General features: G+C 67.6%; 15 protein-coding genes and 2 tRNA genes. 6 read left to right on the top strand and 11 right to left on the bottom strand.

From position 1 onward, the window contains the following. Nucleotides 1–9: 9 nt before the first annotated feature. The 11 genes from KY661_RS23610 to KY661_RS23660 form a co-directional block, all read right to left on the bottom strand. Nucleotides 10–465 (bottom strand): response regulator, encoded by a 456-nt coding sequence (locus tag KY661_RS23610; RefSeq protein WP_225412368.1) that lies wholly within the window; start codon nt 463–465, stop codon nt 10–12. A gap of 128 nt (nt 466–593) precedes the next feature. Next, nucleotides 594–1403, bottom strand: a complete 810-nt coding sequence (locus KY661_RS23615; RefSeq protein ID WP_225412369.1) for an ABC transporter permease subunit — start codon at nt 1401–1403, stop codon at nt 594–596. Next, entirely contained in the window at nt 1400–2284 is an 885-nt protein-coding gene (locus KY661_RS23620; protein WP_225412370.1) for an ABC transporter permease subunit, read from the bottom strand. Before KY661_RS23620 ends, KY661_RS23615 begins: the two co-directional genes overlap by 4 nt. Nucleotides 2285–2287: 3 nt before the next feature. Beyond that, nucleotides 2288–3868 carry a peptide ABC transporter substrate-binding protein gene (locus tag KY661_RS23625; protein ID WP_225412440.1) on the bottom strand — a complete coding sequence of 527 codons (1581 nt, stop codon included), beginning with the start codon at nt 3866–3868 and terminating at the stop codon, nt 2288–2290. 236 nt (nt 3869–4104) lie between these two features. Beyond that, the gene (gene lon, locus KY661_RS23630; RefSeq protein WP_225412371.1) at nt 4105–6567 is read right to left on the bottom strand and encodes an endopeptidase La; all 2463 of its coding nucleotides are present in this window, start codon (nt 6565–6567) and stop codon (nt 4105–4107) included. Nucleotides 6568–6769: 202 nt separating this feature from the next. Then, nucleotides 6770–8842: a prolyl oligopeptidase family serine peptidase gene (locus KY661_RS23635; RefSeq protein WP_225412441.1), complete on the bottom strand. Its 2073-nt coding sequence runs from the start codon at nt 8840–8842 to the stop codon at nt 6770–6772. Nucleotides 8843–9063: 221 nt separating this feature from the next. Then, on the bottom strand, nt 9064–10341 hold the full coding sequence (gene clpX / locus KY661_RS23640; protein WP_013375452.1) for an ATP-dependent Clp protease ATP-binding subunit ClpX: 1278 nt from the start codon (nt 10339–10341) through the stop codon (nt 9064–9066). Nucleotides 10342–10559: 218 nt separating this feature from the next. Then, on the bottom strand, nt 10560–11186 hold the full coding sequence (gene clpP / locus KY661_RS23645; protein WP_075004800.1) for an ATP-dependent Clp endopeptidase proteolytic subunit ClpP: 627 nt from the start codon (nt 11184–11186) through the stop codon (nt 10560–10562). Nucleotides 11187–11221: 35 nt separating this feature from the next. Then, nucleotides 11222–12502, bottom strand: a complete 1281-nt coding sequence (gene tig / locus KY661_RS23650) for a trigger factor (RefSeq protein ID WP_225412372.1) — start codon at nt 12500–12502, stop codon at nt 11222–11224. Between the two features lie 102 nt (nt 12503–12604). Then, a tRNA-Leu gene (locus tag KY661_RS23655) sits at nt 12605–12686 on the bottom strand. Between the two features lie 87 nt (nt 12687–12773). Next, nucleotides 12774–12846 (bottom strand) — tRNA-Lys (locus KY661_RS23660). A gap of 332 nt (nt 12847–13178) precedes the next feature. Here KY661_RS23660 and bet point away from each other — a divergent pair. From bet to KY661_RS23690, 6 genes are all read left to right on the top strand, one after another. Continuing rightward, complete coding sequence (gene bet, locus KY661_RS23665; RefSeq protein ID WP_225412373.1) at nt 13179–14228, top strand: phage recombination protein Bet; 1050 nt, start codon at nt 13179–13181, stop codon at nt 14226–14228. A gap of 89 nt (nt 14229–14317) precedes the next feature. Beyond that, on the top strand, nt 14318–15103 hold the full coding sequence (locus KY661_RS23670; protein WP_075004797.1) for a ceramidase: 786 nt from the start codon (nt 14318–14320) through the stop codon (nt 15101–15103). A gap of 274 nt (nt 15104–15377) precedes the next feature. Continuing rightward, entirely contained in the window at nt 15378–17177 is a 1800-nt protein-coding gene (locus KY661_RS23675; RefSeq protein ID WP_225412442.1) for a cytochrome c3 family protein, read from the top strand. Nucleotides 17178–17251: 74 nt separating this feature from the next. Then, nucleotides 17252–17401, top strand: a complete 150-nt coding sequence (locus KY661_RS23680; RefSeq protein ID WP_225412374.1) for a helix-turn-helix domain-containing protein — start codon at nt 17252–17254, stop codon at nt 17399–17401. Nucleotides 17402–17695: 294 nt separating this feature from the next. Beyond that, nucleotides 17696–18253 carry a Wall-associated protein precursor gene (locus tag KY661_RS23685; protein WP_075004795.1) on the top strand — a complete coding sequence of 186 codons (558 nt, stop codon included), beginning with the start codon at nt 17696–17698 and terminating at the stop codon, nt 18251–18253. Continuing rightward, on the top strand, nt 18243–18932 hold the full coding sequence (locus KY661_RS23690; protein WP_225412375.1) for an imm11 family protein: 690 nt from the start codon (nt 18243–18245) through the stop codon (nt 18930–18932). Before KY661_RS23685 ends, KY661_RS23690 begins: the two co-directional genes overlap by 11 nt. Nucleotides 18933–19100: the final 168 nt, after the last annotated feature.

Below are 19100 nucleotides of genomic sequence, written 5' to 3' on the forward strand. Positions count from 1 at the left end.
CCGTAGGGGTCAGTGCCAGCTCTGGTGCTTCGACTGGAGCGCCTGGGCCAGCCGCTCCGGCAGCACCGGCTTGCCGATGAAGAGGTCCGCCCCGAGCCCCTTGCACTTGCGGGCCATGGACGCATCGCTCATGGCGCTCACGCCAATGAGGATGGCCTGGGGGAAGCGCTCGCGCAGGCGGGACATCAGGATGGCGCCGCTGCGGCCCGGCAGGAAGACGTCCACGATGGCGGCGTCCATGCGCTTGTTGCGCACGGCGAACTCCGCCTCCTCGGCGCTGCCCACGGGCAAGGGCTCATAGCCCCACTGGGAGAGCATCTCGACCAGCAGCTCCCGGCTGGACGGATCGTCCTCCACCACCAGCACCGAGCCCCGGACCTGTTCCAGCTTCAGGTCGTCGTCACGCTGCTCACGCACAGGCGTGTGACCGGTCGCAATGGGAAGATCATCAATCGGAAAGGACATGGGCTCGACCTGGGAAGTAACGAGGTGTGTGTGTCAGGAAGTGTGCTGTTTAAGAACCCTCCTCGCGGCGGGTGGCATTCCGCCATACCTCCCAAAAAAGCCCAGGTGAACCGGGGGTTTGGGCGGACCTAGCCCTTGCGTGAACCCGTCCCCAACGCCTGGGAAGCAAGCGAGGCACCGAGCACCAGCAGGACCAGCAGCCCCCAGGCAGGGAGCACCACGCGGGTGCCCCCCTCGTAGATGAGCGCCGCATAGCTGGTGCCCAGGTAGCGCCCCAGGGACATGGGCTCCATCCGGGCGATGCCGAAGAAGCTCACCGTGGACTCCGCGAGGATGGCGGCAGGCAGGCGGCTGAGGAACACCGCCAGCACGAAGGGCAGCAAGGCGGGCCAGAGGTGGACCCGGAGCACGTGGAAGCGGCTGGCCCCCAGCGCCCGGGAGGCCGCCACGAACTCCTGCCCCTCCAGCGTGCTCAGGCGGTTGCGGAACATGCGCGCGGGCCCCGCCCAGCCGACCATGGCCAGCGACACCACCATCAGGCCGAACGGCCCCAGCCCTGCTCCGCCCCCCGAGTCCACGAGGGACTGGCCCGCGAGCTGGAGCACCATCACCACCAGCACGTCGGGCAGCGCGAAGAAGGCATCCGCCAGCCGCATCACCCACCGCTCCAGCACCCCGCCAGACAGGCGGGCCACGGCCGCCACGCCCAGGCCCAGGCCCGTCGAGAGCCCACCCGCGGCCAGGCCGATGGCGAGGGAGATCCACAGCCCTCCGAACGCCAGCTCGCACACGGTCCGGTCCGGACGGGTGAGATCACTCCCCAGCGGGCACGTGGAGGCGAGCACCTCCGGGAAGAGGCGTCCCATCAGGAGGCTCAGCAGCCCCAGGCCTCCGAGCAGCCCGAAGCCCACCCACGCCCGCGCGGGCACCCGGCTCATGCGCGCGCCTCCCGGGCCCGCGGATCCACCAGGAGCCGGACCGCCTCCACCACCAGGCCCACGAGGACGAGCACCGAGGCGAAGACGGTGGTGGCCACCACCACCACGGCCACCTGCTTCTGAAGCACGGCCAGCACGTAGAGCTGGCCAAAGTACGGCAGCCCCAGCACCCGCTCGGCGGCGAAGGAGCCCGCGAGCAGCGAGGTGGCCATGGGGCCGATGGCATCCAGCAACGCGGGCAGCACGTTCGGCAGCACGTGGCGGCGCAGCACCACGCCCGGCGCCAGCCCCTTGCTGGCGGCGGTGCGCACGTAGTCCCGGGAGAGCTCCGTCTCCAGGGCGTCCGCGAGCAAGGTGCCCAAGAAGATGCCGGGCCAGATGGAGGTGACGAGCGCCGAGGTCAGCTCCGGCAAGAGGTAGCCCCGCTCCACCACCGCGGGGGCCAGCAGCAGCGCGGGGATGAAGACAGGCGTGCCGAAGGCCACCGCGGGCAGTGCGTCCCCGAGCACGGCCCACCGCCCCCGCCGCCAGCGGCTCTTGAAGAGGGCGAAGGACAGGGCCCACACGAGCGCGAGCCCCAGCGCCACCAGCCCCACGCCCACGCTGCCGGAGAGCTTGCGCAGCAGCTCATCGCCCGTGACGCCCTGGGCGCTCGTGCCCAGGCGCTCGCCCCGGAAGAACTTCTGCCAGGGGCGCAGAAACCCCAGCGGCTCGCCAATGCCCAGGTCCCTGCGGTACGAGGCGGCCAGCTCCGGAGACACCTGGCGCTTGGAGTCGTCCTCCGTGGTGAGCGGCAGGCTGGCCATGAGGAAGTACGAGGCCAGCGCCACGATGGGAACGAGCACGAGCTGCCGGCCCACCCGGAGGAGAAGCTGCCGCATGCGCTAGCGCTCCCCTGGGGGCCGCCCGGGCGCGAGCCGGAGCTGGTACAGGGCCAGGAAGTTGAACGGGTCCACGTCCAGGCCTCTGAGCACGGGCCGGACGCGGAAGTAGCGGTCCGGGTGGTACAGCGGGGCGATGACGGCCTGCTCTCCCACGAGCACCTCCTGGGCCTGGGCATACCGTGTCCGCGCCTGCGCCAGGGTGGGCTCCGCATCCGCCTCCTCCAGGAGCCGCTCGAAGCGCGCCATCGGCTCTCCGCCAGCCTGGGTCTCCCAGCCTGACTGGTGGTTGCCCTCACGCTCGAACAGGGTGAAGAAGGTGTTGGGGTGCGCGTAGTCGGCGCCCAGCCGCCGCATGTACAAGTCGTAGGCCCGGGGGCCCTCGGGCGTCCGGCGCGCCACCTCGGACGAGAAGTCGGACCGCGCATCGAGCACCACCGTCACGCCTACCTGGGCGAGCTGCGCCGCGATGCGCTCGGCGATGGCCACCTCCGGAACGAACGAATCCCCCGACTTGTAGACGAGGCGCAACGGCCGCTGCAGTCCCGGCTGCCCTCGCAGCGCTTCCCGCGCCCGCTCCCGGTCAAAACGCGGCAGGCGCGCGGCCTCCTCCGGCGTGGCGGCACCGGGCAGCTCCGGGGGCAGCAGCACGTTCGTGGGCCGCACCTCGGGCAGCAGCCCCGCCAGCAGGGCCTCCCGGTCCAGCGCCCGCGCCAGCGCGCGCCGCACCTCGGGCCGGTCCAGCGGGGGCCGCTCGGTGTTGAAGACGAGGAAATAGGTGGAGAGCAGGGGCTCGTGCCGCAGGTCCTCCGGGCGGGGGCCCCTCAGCGCCAACGCGCTGTCGATGAAGACGAAGTCCACCCGGTCCCGGGCATAGAGGGCCGTGCCAATCTCGGACCGCATCAAGGTAACGACAGGCGAGGGGCGCTCCCCGGCTTCGAGCGGCGGCTGGAAGGCCGAGGCGGGATTGTGGACCAGCCGCACCCGCTCTCCTGCCCGGTCCCAGCGCTCCACGCGGTAGGGGCCGAGCGCCAGGGGCCGCCCGTCCCGGGGCCGGTCGAAGTAATCGCGGAGGGCCTCCTCCGTCAGCCCCTCCAGGTCCGCGGACGGCGCGGGGAAAAACAGGTAGACGTTGGCCAGCCGGGACAGGAAGTAGTTGCGCGGCCGCTCCAGCGTCACCCGCAGGGTGTGCGCATCCAGGGCCTCGACGCCCGTGCGTCCCAGGGCCTCCTGAACCTGCCCGGCGGGGGCGCCCCGCTCCAGCAGCGCCAGCACCTCGCGTACCCCGGCGATGTCCGCCATCTCGCCCCGCTCGCGGCCGAGCATCGCCCGGCGCCAGCCCACCACGAAGTCCCGGGCACTGAGCGGGGTGGTGCCATCCGACCAGCGCACGTCCCGGCGCAGGTGGAAGGTGTAGAGCTCACGGCCCTGGGCATCGCGGCCCTGCTCCCAGCGCTCGGCGAGGCCGGGCCGCACCGCGTGGTCCTCCCCCAGCGTGGTGAGCCCCTTCTGGGTGGCGAGCATCACCGGGTAGTTCGCCCAGCTGGCCGGATCCGAGTAGCTCCAGTCCAGCGTGGTGGGCATCGCCGGGACGATGATCTTGATGCCGGGCTCGGGCTGGAAGCCGCAAGGCCCCCAGGCCGCGAGCACGCACAGCCCGAGGAACGCCAGCAGGAGTCGAGGACGGAGAGCCACCGGGGCGCGTTGTACCGCGCCAGCGGCCAAAAAGAAGCGGCCAGGCACCCGGGCCCCCTCTGCCCCAGGAGGGACAGAGGAGACACCCGCGGCCTGGCCACGGACTTCTTCCGCGGGGAAGAAGGCTAGACGGGCGCCGAGGACGAACCGGGCTGCGCGTCCACCACCTGCGACGTGGGCTTCAGGTTATCGCCCAGCGACTTGCCGTTGCGGCCGAACTCCTCCGGCTTCTCCAGCACCAGCGCCTCGCGCAGCACATCGTCCACGAACTCCACGGGCACGATGCGCAGCGCCATGCGGATCTTCTTGGGGATGTCCTTGAGGTCCTTCTTGTTCGCCTTCGGGATGAGGACCGTCTTGATGCCGGCGCGGTGCGCCGCCAGGGTCTTCTCCTTCAGGCCGCCGATGGGCAGCACGCGGCCGCGCAGGGTGATTTCCCCCGTCATCGCCACGTCCTTGCGGACCGTGACGCGGGTGAGCGCGGACACGAGCGCCGTGCAGATGGTGACGCCGGCGGACGGGCCATCCTTGGGAATGGCGCCCTCGGGCAAGTGGACGTGGATGTCGTAGTTCTCGAACACCTTGCGGTCGATGCCGAACCGCTCGGCGCGCGAGCGCACGTAGGACATGGCCGCCTGGGCGGACTCCTGCATCACCTCACCGAGCTTGCCGGTGATGATGAGCTTGCCCTTGCCCGGCATGATGGTGGCTTCGGTGGTGAGAATCTCGCCGCCCATCTCCGTCCAGGCCAGGCCGGTGACGATGCCCACCTGGTCCTCGCTCTCGGCCACCCCGTAGCGGAAGCGCGGCGTGCCCAGGAACTTCATCGCCAGCTTGCGGTCCACGTCGATGTCGCGCTTGCCCTTCTTGAGGACGTCGCGGGCAATCTTCCGGAACACGCCGCCGATCTCACGCTCCAGCGAGCGCACGCCGGACTCGCGCGTGTACCGGTGGATGATGGTCTTCAGCGCCTCGTTGGAGATGTCGATCTTCACGTCCGCCAGCCCGTTGGCCTCCTGCTCCTTCGGGATGAGGTAGCGCCGCGCGATGCTCAGCTTCTCCGGCTCGGTGTAGCCGGCGATGCGGATGACCTCCATGCGGTCCTGGAGCGGACCGGGGATGTTGTGCATCGTGTTCGCGGTGCAGATGAACATCACCTTGGACAAGTCGTAGTCGAGGTCCAGGTAGTGGTCATTGAAGTTGTGGTTCTGCTCGGGGTCCAGCACCTCCAGCAGCGCCGCGCTCGGATCGCCCCGGAAGTCCGTGGACATCTTGTCGATCTCGTCCAGCAGGAACACGGGGTTGTTGCTGCCCGCCTTCTTGAGGCTCTGGATGAGCTTGCCCGGCATGGCGCCGATGTACGTGCGGCGGTGGCCGCGGATCTCCGCCTCGTCGCGCACGCCGCCCAGGGACAGGCGCACGAACTTGCGGCCCGTGGCCCGCGCGATGGAGCGCGCCAGCGACGTCTTGCCGACGCCCGGGGGCCCCACGAAGCAGAGCACGGGGCCCTTGAGCTTCTTCACCAGCTGCTGCACGGCCAGGTACTCGAGGATGCGCTCCTTGGGCTTCTTCAGCCCGTAGTGGTCCTCGTTGAGCACCTGCTCGGCCTCGGTGACGTCCAGGCGGTCCTGGGTCTCGTCGTACCAGGGCAGGCTGATGATCCAGTCGATGTAGTTGCGGACGACGGTGGCCTCGGCGCTCATCGGGCTCATCATCCGGAGCTTCTTCAGCTCCTTCTTGACCTTGAGCGTGGCCTCCTTGCTCATCCGCTTGTTCTTCAGCTTCTCTTCGATCTCCTGGATCTCGTTCTTGAACTCGTCGCGCTCACCCAGCTCCTTCTGAATGGCCTGCATCTGCTCATTCAGGTAGTACTCCTTCTGGGTCTTCTCCATCTGCTTCTTGACGCGGGTGCGGATCTTCTTCTCCACCTGGAGAATCTCGATCTCGCCCTGCATCAGCTCGTAGAGCTTCTCCAGCCGCTTGGCCGGGCTCTCCGTCTCGAGCAGCGCCTGCTTGTCGTTCAGCTTCAGCGACAGGTGCGCCACGATGGTGTCGGCCAGGCGCGCCGGATCATCGATGCTCGCCACCTGCATGAGCATCTCGGGCGGGATGCGCTTGTTGAGCTTGACGAAGGCCTCGAACACCGAGTGGACGCTGCGCACCAGCGCCTCGAGCTCCACCGTCTTCTCGGTGTGCTCCTCGACTTCCTCCACCTCCACCATGAAGAAGGCGTCGTTGGTCAGGAACTTGCGCACCTTGGCCCGGCGCACGCCTTCGACGAGCACCTTCACGGTGCCGTCGGGCAGCGGGAGCAGCTGGATGACATGGCCCACCGTACCGAAGTGGAAGATGTCGTCCGGAGTCGGGTCATTCGTCTTGGCCTTTTTCTGCGCGGCCAGGAGGATGACAGCCTTGTCGTCGGGGCCCTTGTGGGCCATCGCGTCCTTGAGGGCCGCGATGGACTTCTCCCGGCCGACGAACAGCGGCACCACCATGTGCGGGAACACGATGATGTCCCGAAGGGGCAAGAGCGGGACCGTGAGTCCACGCTTCTGGGCATCCTTCTTGTCGTCACGTCCGAAGAACATTTGCTCGCCACCCGATGGCCCGCGTGCTGGAACCGCAAGCCCCTGAAGAGAAAGTTACCCGCCTGCCTGCTCGGCATGCATGCGGGGTGAAACACCGTTCTATAACACGGCGATTTCAGCCGCCGTTCCCAAGTAAAGATTGGGCGGAGGTTGTCCTGCCATCAAGGGAACACCCGCCTGCCACGAGCGTCCGCCTGCTGGTTCAGCGGGCACCGCCCCCCTCGCCGCCGGAGGGTTCCCCCAGGCCGAACACCTGGAAGAGAAAGGCGTACATGTCCGCGTTGGACGCGATGGCCTGGGCCACCTGGTCCGCGCCCGAGTGCCCCGCGTTGGCCTCGATGCGCAGCAGGACCGGAGGGGACGCGGCCCCCGCCACGCCCTGCACGGCCGCCACGAACTTGCGCGCATGCAGCGGATCCACCCGGTCATCATGGTCCGCGGACAGCATGAGCAGCGGCGGGTAACGCACCCCTGGCTTGACCGCGTGGTAGGGGGAGTAGGCGTACAAGGTCTTGAAATCCTCGGGGTTATCCGCCGAGCCGTACTCGGGAATCCACGTCCGGCCGCTGCCGAAGAGGTGGTAACGCGCCATGTCGAGCAGGGGCACCGCGCAGACCACCGCCCCGTAGAGCTCCGGCCGCTGGGTCATGGCCGCCCCGACCAGGAGCCCCCCGTTGCTGCCGCCATAGATGGCCAGGCGCTCGGGCCGGGTGTAGCCGGCCTTCACCAGGTACTCGGCCGCCGCATGGAAGTCGTCGAAGACGTTCTGCTTGTGGTGCAGGCGGCCGGCCTCATGCCAGTCCTTGCCGTACTCGCCCCCGCCGCGCAGGTTGGCCACGGCGTACACGCCGCCCTGGTCCAGCCACGGGAAGATGCTGGAGCGGAAGGACGGCGGCAGGCTCACGTTGAAGCCGCCGTATCCATAGAGCAGCGTGGGGCGGGCCCCATCGCGCTTCAGGTCCTTGCGGTGCACCAGGAACAGGGGCACCCGCGTGCCGTCCTTCGACGGGTAGAAGGCCTGCTCGACCGTGTAGAGGGCCGTGTTCAGCGGCAGCTCCACCTTGGCCCAGAGCGCCACCGCTCCGGAGGAGACGGTCAGCCGGTAGACCTGCCGGGGCGTGGTGAAGGAGCTGAAGAGGAAGAAGGCCTCGTCCTGGTCCTCCAGCCCCTCGGGCAGGGTGGCCGCGCCAATGCCCGGCAGCGCCACGGTGCGCACGTCCTTCCCCTCCAGGGTGGCCACGCGCAGCTCGGAGGCGGCATCGCGCTGGTAGTCCAGCACCAGGTGCCCGCCCACGATGGCCATGTTGTCCAGGGAGGCCTTGGGATCCTCCGGGATGATTTCGCGCCACGCGGCGCGCTCGGGCTTCGACGGGGAGACGCGGAAGACACGCTGGCGCGAGGCTCCCTCGTTGGTGAGGACGTAGAACTGGTCCTTCCAGGCGAGCACCCCGTAGTTGGCGCCCTGCCCCTTCACCAGCAGGTGGAAGTCCTTCTCCCCCGCCCGCCGCCAGTAGATGTCGTTCTCGTTCCACCCCCGGAGGATGGAGACGAAGAGATACTGGCCGTCCCGGCTGAGCGACGAGGAGAGGAAGGTCGACGCATTGCCCGTGCGCGGGTGGACCTGCGGGTCCTTCTTCGGATCCGTGCCCAGGGTGTGGAAGCGGATCTCCGTGTACCCAGGCCGCTGGTCCACGGGGAGGGTGGCATCGACCGGAAGCCACTCGTAATAGAAGCCCTTGCCGTCCGGCGTCCACTTTGGGAAGGCGTACTTGGCGCCCTCGATGACATCCACCGGGGACCACTGGCCCGAGTCCACCTCCATCACGTGGAGCACGGCCTCGTCCGCGGCGTTGGGCCTCTGGGCGAAGGCCAGCTTGCGGCCATCCCACGAGGGCACCCACGCGCCCAGGGACACCGTCCCATCCTGGCTCCAGCCGTTCGGGTCCAGGAGCACCTTCTCGGCGCCCTCCAGCCCCTCGCGCCAGTAGAGGACGGCCTTCTCCCGGTCCTTGTGGGTGCGGGTGTAGAAGTAGCGGTTGCCCCGGCGCACCGGCGTGGAGATGGACTCGGTGTAGAACAGCTCGCGGAAGCGCCGCGCGAGCGCCTCCCGGCCGGGGATGCGCGCCAGCTCCTGCCGCGTGAGCGCATCCTGCGCCCGCATCCACGCCTGGACCTCCGGCGACTTCTCCTCCTCCAGCCAGCGGTAGGGGTCCTTCACCTGGACGCCGTGAAGGGTCTCCGAGACGGGCTCGGAACGCGTGGGCGGGTACACCATCGGCGAGGCTCCTGGGGGGGACGGGACGTCCGCTGCCGCCAGGGCAGGCCCCAGGCCCTTCGGGTGCGCGGCGTCCTTCGGGCCAGCGCACGCGGCGAGCAGCAGCACCACGGGGAGCAGCGATCGAGTCATGTCCGGAGAGAGATACCGGAAGGCTCCCGCCCGTCCCACAAAAAGTGCGGGAAGGAGCCCTCGCCTGCTTCCGGAAGCAGGCCCGCGCGCTAGGCGGATTCCTTCTTGGGCTCCGCGTCCTTGTCGTGGGCGTAGAGCACCACCGGCTCGCTCTTCTTGAGGATGACCTCCTCGGAGATGAGCACCTCGCGGGCCGTCTTGCGGGAGGGCAGCTCGTACATCACATCGAGCATAGCGCTCTCCAGGATGGAGCGCAGGCCACGTGCGCCCGCCTTGCGGCGGATGGCCTCGGTGGAGATGGCCTTGAGCGCCCCGTCGGTGAACTTGAGCGTCACCCCGTCCAGCTCGAAGAGCTTGCGGTACTGCTTGGTGAGCGCGTTCTTCGGCTGGCTGAGGATGTTCACCAGCGCGGGCTCGTCCAGTTCCTCCAGCGCGGTGATGATGGGCAGACGGCCGATGAACTCCGGAATCATGCCGAACTTCAGCAGGTCCTCCGGCTCCACGTGCTTGAGCAGCTCCGTGAGGTTGCGCTGCTTCTTCGACTGGATGTCCGCGCCGAAGCCCAGGCTGCGGCCGCCCAGGCGCCGCTCGATGACCTGCTCCAGTCCGCCGAACGCGCCGCCGCAGATGAACAGGATGTTCGTCGTGTCCACCTGCAGGAACTCCTGCTGGGGATGCTTGCGGCCGCCCTTGGGGGGCACGTTCGCGATGGTGCCCTCGATGATCTTCAGCAGCGCCTGCTGCACGCCCTCACCGGAAACGTCCCGGGTGATGGAGGGGTTCTCCGACTTGCGGGCGATCTTGTCGATCTCGTCGATGTAGACGATGCCGCGCTGAGCGCGCTCGATGTCGTGGTCAGCCGCCTGGAGCAGGTTGACGATGATGTTCTCCACATCCTCGCCCACGTAGCCGGCCTCGGTGAGGCACGTGGCGTCCGCGATGGTGAAGGGCACGTTGAGGATGCGCGCCAGCGTCTGCGCGAGCAGCGTCTTGCCGCTGCCGGTGGGGCCCAGGAGCAGGATGTTGCTCTTCTGCAGCTCCACATCGTCCATCTGAACCTTGGACTCGATGCGCTTGTAGTGGTTGTGCACCGCCACCGAGAGCACCTTCTTGGCCCGGTCCTGGCCCACGACGTACTCGTCGAGGATGCTCTTGATTTCGCTGGGCCGGGGGATGCGGATCTTCGTGTCCTTCGTCTCCTCGCGGTCGATCTCCTCGGCGATGATGTCGTTGCACAGACCGATGCACTCATCACAGATGTAGACCGTCGGCCCAGCGATGAGCTTCTTCACCTCCTTCTGCGACTTGCCGCAGAAGGAGCAGCAGAGGGTCTGATTGTCCCGCTTCTCTACGTTCTTGCCCGCCATGAGTGCCCTCTCAGCCCTCGGTCTGGAAGAGACCTTCCAAGTATCCGTCCTGTGCCCTGCCTCGACCCAATCTAGTCAGCCCTGCCACGGGGCGTCCATTCACCTGCAGGTTAGTTAACAGCAAACTTCCCCCGAGGCCCAGGAAGCACAAAGCCGGAGGCGTGGGGGCACATTCCCACGGCTCCGGCTGCTTGCCGAACTGCGGGGCGCGCGCGCGCCTACTGCTTCTTCTCGTCCACCTTGGGGGCCACCCCGGGCTTCCGGGGGTTCTGGATCTCGTCGATGATTCCGTAGGCCTTGGACTCCGTGGCCCCCATGAAGTAATCGCGGTCGGTGTCTTTCTCCACCCGTTCCAGCGGCTGGCCCGTGTGCTTGACGATAATGTCGTTGAGCTTGGCCCGCATCCGCAGGATTTCCTTGGCCTGGATCTCGATGTCCGTGGCCTGGCCGCGCACCCCGCCGAGCGGCTGGTGAATCATGATGCGCGAGCTCGGCAGGCTGTAGCGCTTGCCCTTCGCGCCTGCGAGCAGGAGCACCGCCCCCATCGAGGCCGCTTGCCCCACGCAGATGGTGGAGACCGGACACTTCACGTACTGCATCGTGTCGTAGATGGCGAGGCCCGCGGTGACGGACCCTCCCGGCGAGTTGACGTAGAGGTTGATGTCCTTGTCCGGGTCCTCCGACTCCAGGAACAGGAGCTGGGCGACGATGGCGTTGGACACATCGTCGTCGATCTCTGTTCCGAGCATGACGATGCGGTCCTTCAGGAGCCGGCTGTAGATGTCGTACGAGCGCTCACCCCGGTGGGTCTGCTCGATGACGTAGGGAATGGGCATGAAGGGCATGTCGGCCTCGGGACCTGGGCGAAGGGAACGGACGCCTAGGAATACTTCGCCTGGGCCTTCAAGAATTCAATCGTCTTTTCTTCCCGCAGTCGGAGGGACAACCCCATGCGGTCCTCCGGCTTGTTGAAGTACTTGCGGACCGCGGCCACGGGCTGGCCCGCCTCGGCCGCCAGCTCCTCGATCTTCTTGTCGACATCGCCGTCGGACGCCTGGATGCCCTCCTTCTCGGCGATGGCCTCGAAGAGCAGCGTGCCCTTCACCTCCTGCACGGCCCGCTCGCGCATCTCGTCGCGCAGGCGCAGGAAGTCCAGGTTGAGGTTGCGCACGTCCAGGCCCGAGCGGGCCATCTGGCGCACCGCGCCCTCCAGCATGGAGTCGATGGCGCGCTCCACCATGGCCTTGGGCACCTCGAACGGGTTGCGCTCGACGAGGCCCTTGATGACCGCCTCGCGGTCCTCCGCCTCGGCCTTGGCGCGCTGCGAGCGCTCCAGGTCCGCCTTCACCTTGGCGCGCAGCGCCTCCAGGGTCTCCACCCCGGCGCCCGTCTCCTTGGCGAACTCGTCGTTGAGCTCGGGGACGATCTTCGACTTGAGCCCCTTCACGTGCATCTTGAAGTGCGCCGTCTTGCCCTTCACTTCCTCCACCCGGTAGTCCGGCGGGAAGGCGTAGTCGAGCTCCTTGGTCTCCCCCACCTTCACGCCCTCCAGGGCGGCCAGGTTGGACTCCACAAGCTCACCGGGGGCGATGTTCACCGCCACGTCCTCCGCCTTGCTGCCGGCGAAGGGCTGGCCGTCGATGAAGGCCTCGTAGTCCACGGTGGCGACATCGCCCGCCTGGCCCACGTCCCGGCCCTCCACGGGCTCCAGGCGGGTGAGCGACTGGCGCATCTTCTCCAGCTGCTCGTTGACCTGGGCGTCGTCGACGGTCACCTCCGTCTTCTTCAGGGGCAGCTCCTTGTACTCCTTCAGCTCCAGCTTGGGCTTCACCTCCACCCGGGCCTCGAAGGAGAAGGGCGCGCCCGTCTTCAGGCCGGTGTTGGTGACCTGCGGCTGGCTCACCACCTCCACCTTGTGCTCGCGCACGGCCTCGACGTAGGCGCTCTGCACCACGCGCTGGATGACGTCGTCCTCGACCTGCTGGCGGAACCGCTGCTCGAGGATGCGCCGGGGCACCTTGCCCTGACGGAAGCCTGGCAGCTTCACCTGCCGGCCCAGCGCCGTGTAGGCGCGCGTCAGCTCGTCCGCCACGCGCGTGCTGTCGACCTCGATGGAGAGCTTCTTCTCAACGGGAGAAAGCTCCTCGACCTGGACCTTCATGGGACGCCTCGCTCGCCGCGCGAGCAGTCCCCGCGCCAGCGCCGAATGTAAATGGGTGGGGGTGCGCCTTTAGGGGATACGCGCGGGCGGGTCAACGCGAAATGGGCGAGGAGGGACTCGAACCCTCACACCTTGCGGTACCAGATCCTAAGTCTGGCGCGTCTACCAGTTTCGCCACCCGCCCAGCGGCGCTGCAGGCCCTTCTACTCCGAACCGCTCTGGAGCCCAAAAAGGCGCCGGGGCCCCTTCATTTCTGAAGGGGCCCCGGCTTTGAGAGCGGAGGGAATCGAACCCACAACCTATGGATTAAGAGTCCATTGCTCTGCCAATTGAGCTACGCTCCCACTTTGGCTCTTGGCGTCACGCGCGGAACGCGTTGACCAAGTGGCGCGGTGTCTACAGAAGCCCGCTGGCCCTGTCAAAAAGTTTTTGCGCCCCCTGCTGAATCTTCCTTTCCGCGCCTGGGCGCCTGCTTCCCGGCCGGGCCCCGGCGGGCCCGTGCAGGCCGTGAAGCCCTGATCCGCCGACGCTGTTAATCCAGGCTGCGGCCGCGATCTGCCCGGGGGTGCCCCGGAGGGTCCGCGGAAGTCACTCCAAGCATGGCGGTACCGCAACACGCCAGTTGGCGGACGGGGGTCGTCCGCCTTTTCGGGAAGAACCTCAGGAGAAGCACCGTATGGACGGACACAACAAGGTGGAGAACACGGCGGCTCAGCAGGCGTGGGGCCGTGAGCGCGTCGAGCTCATCAAGCGGACCATCTGCCCCAAGGGCATCGGAGAGGACGAGTTCGCCCTCTTCATCGAGCAGTGCAAGCGGTCCGGGTTGGATCCGCTCTTGAAGGAGGCCTTCTGCGTGGGCCGCCGGCAGAACGCCGGCAGCCGGGACCGGCCCACCTGGGTAACCCGGTACGAGTTCCAGCCCTCCGAGGCGGGGATGCTGGCGCGTGCCGAGCGCTTCCCAGACTTCAAGGGCATCCAGGCCAGCGCCGTGTACGCCGAGGATGAAATCATCGTCGACCAGGGCAAGGGCGAGGTGGTGCACCGCTTCAACCCGGCCAAGCGCAAGGGCGCGCTGGTGGGCGCCTGGGCCCGCGTGGTGCGCGAGGGCAAGCTGCCCGTGGTGGTGTGGCTGGACTTCTCGGGGTACGTCCAGCAGACGCCGCTGTGGGCCAAGATTCCCACGACGATGATCGAGAAGTGCGCCCGCGTGGCGGCCCTGCGCAAGGCGTACCCGGAGGCCTTCGGCGGCCTGTACGTGCGCGAGGAGATGCCCGCCGAGGAGTACGAGCCGGCCACGCCGGTGGAGGAGCCCGCGCCCGCCACGGGCAACGGCACCTACGAGGTGCTCGGCGCCCGGCCGGGGCCCGTGAAGGCCTCCTTCCCTGCCCTGCCGGCCGCACAGCTCACGATGGAGGTGGCGCCTGCCACCCCCGTGGTGGCCCCTCCGGCGGCCGAGCCCCAGCCGGTGGTGGACGTCCCCCCGCCCCGCCCTCGCAGCACGGCCACGGTGGTGGCGTTCGGCCCGTACAAGGGCAAGACGGCCTCGGAGCTCAGCGATGACGAGCTGAGCGAGACCATCGACCTGGCGCACGAGAAGCTGATGGAGCAGCCCAAGGCGAAGTGGGCCAAGGCAATGCGCGAGAACCTCGTGGCGCTGGAGGTGGAGACGGAGCTGCGCTGCCGGGTGCCCACCACGGGCAAGAAGGAAGCCTCGGCCGAGGCCTAGTCCTCCCCGCGGCCTCCCTGTGAAGACCGAACGCCGTGCCGGGCATTGCCTGGCACGGCGTTCTTGCGTCCGCTAGGGTCCGCGCCCCGATGACAACTCCCGCGGAAGGCTTCTGGGGCCCCCCGACTTCGACGGTGGACTGGTGCGAGACGAACTACGAGCACTTCCACCACGTCGCGGAGCTGTTCAACTCCGTCTCCAGCCTGGCCATGGTGTTCGGCGGGCTGCTGGCCATCCTGCTCCACCACCGCGTGCTGGAGCGGCGCTTCCTGGCGGCCTTCGCGATGCTGGCGGTGGTGGGCCTGGGCAGCATCGGGTTCCACGCCACGCTCCGCTTCCAGCTCCAGATGCTGGACGAGCTGCCGATGCTCTACCTGGCCCTCATCATGGTCTACATCCTGGTGGAGAACCGGCCGCAGCGGCGGCTCGGCGCCTGGTTCCCGCTCGCGCTGTTCGCCTACGCGGTGCTGTCCACCTATCTGTGCTCCTTCACCCGGGGGCCGCTCCAGTTCTTCCTCTTCCAGATCAGCTTCGCGTCCCTCGAGTTCTTCGCGCTCGGGCGCGTCTACCTCATCCACCGCCGCAGCCAGGATGCCTCGGCCCGGCGCCTCTTCCAGCTCGGCGTCAGCGCCTATGCGCTCGCCATCGTGCTGTGGCTGAGCGACATCCAGTTCTGTCCCACGCTCAATGAGGCCCTCCCCGCGCGGGGCCTCCCCAACCCGCAGTTCCACGCGTGGTGGCACGTGCTGGTCTCCTGCGGCTTCTACGCGCTGCTGATGGTCATCGCCCACGACCGGCTCAAGACGCTCGGCCATGCCCCCCGGGTGCGCTGGGCGGCCGGCATTCCCTTCGTCCGCGGCCACACACCTCCGTGAGGCGTTGCCAAGCCCCCGCCTCCCGCCCCTGTCCGGTTTTCTTCATTCTCAAGAAAAGATGAATCAAGAAAAGTAATCGAGACCTGGAATACTGGATTTTGCGAGCTGTAGAGGGCTGGAATTATTTCGCGTTTTGGTATTTCAGTTCCGCTCGAACCGGATATTCTCCGTGTGGCTTCAATGCGTTCCGCCTGAAGGCACGCCAGGCAGCCAAGAGACGCCCGAGCCATCGACTGGAGGCACCGTGGAACAGACAACCGGAAAACACGCAGCGATGGGTGGCACGGCCTGGAAGCTCAGCGCGTCGAGCCTGGCGCTCCTGCTCGCGCTGCTCGCGCCCCTGGCGGGCGGCTGTGGCGGCGCCGAGGCGTCCACGGACGGCACGCAGACGCTGGAGAACGCCGAGCAGCTGATGGAGGGGGACTTCTCCGAGCTGTCGCGTGGCTCCGCCTCGAAGCAGAAGATCGGCATCGCGCTGGAAGTCGAGGACGGCGAGGCCATGCCGCTGCGCGTGCGCGCCGGGCAGACCTTCTACATCAACCAGATCGACATCCGCACCAGCCTCTCCGCCACGAAGGACGAGGGCGTGAGCGGACTGAACCGCACGGGCGACTTCGCCTGCCTGGGCTGGAACGGCGTGAAGCTGGTGGACGAGTCGTTTGATCTGCTGGCGGGCGAGGAAGGCTTCAAGCGCCGCCGCTTCTACCGGGACGCCGCGTGGATGGACGTGCCCAGCGCCTTCACGGTGGAGCCGGTGGATGACCAGGGCCGCCTGACGGGCCTGCCCATCCTGCTGTTCGCGGGCTCCGACGATCGCAACGAGAGCGACGACTTCTTCGTGCGCCGCTTCGGCGCCATCCAGTGGACGTATGACTGCCAGACCGCCACGAACTGCACGGGCGCGCAGAGCTACCTGGAAGAGGGGCTGCTGGAGCTGCGCAACGCGCGGACGGCCGCCCAGGGCAAGACCATCACCCTCAACGCCAAGACCAAGGCCCTGCGCCTGCGTTGGACGCTGCGTCCGTTCGCGCCCTACACCATCCCGGTGGAGCAGGTGGAGAAGCCGAAGTACGACTACGGCTTCTCCATCGAGGCCACCCCGGTGACGCCGCCCCGGAAGGACGGCACCTACGCGCCCGGCACGAACGTGTCCTTCCGCCTCACGCTGAAGGATGGCGCTGGCAAGCGCCTGCACCCCCAGGGCTCGCTGCCGACCTACAACGAGGTCATCTTCGGCTCCAACGAGCCGGGCATCCAGTACTACCGCGCCTTCTTCGATCCGACCGCCACGTACTACCGCCGCAAGCACCGCGAGCGCATGCTGATGTCGCAGATCATCGGCCCGGCGCAGCGCATCCAGCCCATCCGCTCGGTCGTCGAGCTGGACACGTTCCTCGCCCCGCCCGACGTGCAGACCATCGCGACGATCCAGCGCGACGGTGTCTACTCGCAGTTCCGCACGTTCCCCGCGGCCAACAAGCTGTTCGGTGGCGCGTTCGAGTCGGACCACGCCGGCTGGGCCGCGCCCGTGAGCGACACGTGGAGCTACCAGCTGCCCCCGGACGCCCTGCCCGGCACCTACCTGGTGACGACCAAGGGCCGCCGCACCTACCTGGGCGAGGACATCCCCTACACCCAAACCATTGAGATCCAGGTGGGCACCCAGCAGCGCACCACGCCGGTGCTGACCACCGGCCCCTGCAACAGCTGCCACAGCCAGGGCGGCGAGCTGAGCAAGGTGCTCCACGCCAACGACAACCGCGCCGCGTGCGCCGGCTGCCACGCGCCCCTGGGCTTCGAGCTGGAGGGCCCCGTGTTCGTCCGCGTGCACTTCATCCACAGCCGCTCGGACCGCTTCGACGTCTCCCCGGCCCAGTGCAGCAAGTGCCACCTGACGAAGGAGAGCGTGCAGCGCACCAGCAAGGCCGCGTGCCTCTCGTGCCACAAGAGCTACCCCGCGAGCCACGTGCAGAAGTTCGGGCCCATCGAGAACATGTACGTGGGCGGTGGCCGCGAGTCCTTCCAGCAGTGCACGGGCAGCTGCCACACCACCCACCCGGAAAGCGGGTTGTAGGCAACAAGCGAAGGGGCTGGAGCCACCGGGGTGCTCTGCGCGTTCTGCCGGAAGGTTCCGAGCGCCTGCTCACCATGAGTGAGGTGGCCGAGCGGCTGGGGGTCAACACGGCCACCGTCTACGGGCTGTGCGGGCGCGGCGACCTGCCCCACGTGCGGGTGAGCAACGCGATCCGCATCCGGCCGACTGACCTGGAAGCCTTCCTCGCCCGAAGTCGCCGCTGAAGGCACGGACGGTGGTTCCCGGCCCTATAGCGGGAGCCGGGAACCGCTGGGGTACTGCGCAAGCGCAACAAGGATTCCTCCCGTCATTGCGGAGGCGGGTTTCCTGGAACGACGAGAGCGCCACCGGCGGCGGCCCAAGCCGAAACTTCCTCGGTGACCTTCTCGGCGAATGCGATGGCGAGACGCTCATCAGCATCCGGGAGGTCGCGCCTGAGATCCGCGAGCATCCTTGCGCCCTGGATCGCGTTTGGGAGGCCCTTCGAATGTGCCCACCGGTCATTTACGATGAGGCGCATGCTTCCTGTCTTGCTCCTTCTCGTGGCTGCACAGGTCCCTGCTGTGCCCGGTGAAGGTACCCTGGTGTCCTTCTGCAAGCAGGGCAGGCTGACGGCATGCCAGGAACTGGCCAACATCAACCCGCAGAAAGCCGCTGAGATTCAGGCAGAACTCGCGAAGGCTGTACTGAGTCGGGAGGCCCTGAAGGCCGCGGAGGAAGAGGGCCGAGAACAAGCGGACGCCAAGGCCGACGAGTCCTCCAAAGCTGAGGCCTCGGGCGAGCCCCCCAACTGCAATGGCCAGAATCACCACCTCATCTCCCGGCCGATCGCCGAGGAGTTGGAGAGGCACCAAACCCTCCGCGGGTTGTACGAGCCTCGGGATAAGCGCTTCGTGGCGAAGGCCAAGGACAAAAAGTCGCACTGTGGTTACCAGGAGTGGCACCGCAAAGTCGATGCGGAGGTGATCGCGTGGATCAAGGCCCATGAGAAGGCCTCTCCTGAGCAGTTCATGAAGGTGCTGCGGGAGATCTACAACCGCAAGGAGATGCTGGAGAGGTTTCCCAATGGCTTCTGACACGCCGCCGAACCCGCGTTTCTTTGTCCTCAAAGACGACATGTTCGGCCGGCACGACACGAAGTTCCGTGACGTCAAGCCGGTCAATCTCGGAGAGCCCCCGCCGTGCCCGCAGTGTGGCGAGCCCATGGGGATGTTGACATGGCTGCCGCCCTATCGAGGTGGGCTGGAACTGTATGGCGAAGGCTTGGGCGATTACGTCGAGGGGCATGGCTATGACGTACTCATCTCCGAACGCATGGCAGAGGCATTCAGGGACGAAGAACTGACGGGGCTACTCGGCTTCCATCCCGTCGAGGTGGTACGCGTTCGGAGGAAGCGCAAGGGTGCCAAGCCCGATGCCATGCCTCGCTACTTCGCCGTCACCGCCTGCTTCGGACGCGGCGCCGTGGATGAGGTGCACAGCCGCCTGCGTCGCACCGAGCCCATCACATGCCCCGAGTGCCGCTCTGCCGGAGTGAACTCCGTCCATGGCTTCACTCTCGAGCCGGGTACCTGGCAGGGCGAGGACGTGTTCCGCCCTCGTGGCCTCCGGGGGAGCATCCTCGTTTCCGAGCGCTTCGCCCAATTCATCCAGCGGCACGGGTTCACGAACATGAAGCTGATCCCCATGGAGGAGTACGTCATGGACCCACTCCGTCTCGGTCCCCCGGCGGACAATGCCGTGCCTTCGACGTGACGAGGTAGGCTGTGCGCTCGATGAACAAGTTGCTCCCTCCACGCTGAGTGGAGACGATCCTCGGGAAGTGCGGAATTTCGATCGCGGCCACCGCGAACTTGCCGTGCTTGCTCAACTCCCCCATCAGCTTCCTCGGGCGTCCGTCGCTGCCACCGGCGACCTCCTCGT

The sequence above is a fragment of the Allostigmatella hybrida genome (assembly GCF_020103775.1).
In the GTDB taxonomy this organism is placed as follows: domain Bacteria; phylum Myxococcota; class Myxococcia; order Myxococcales; family Myxococcaceae; genus Hyalangium; species Hyalangium aurantiaca.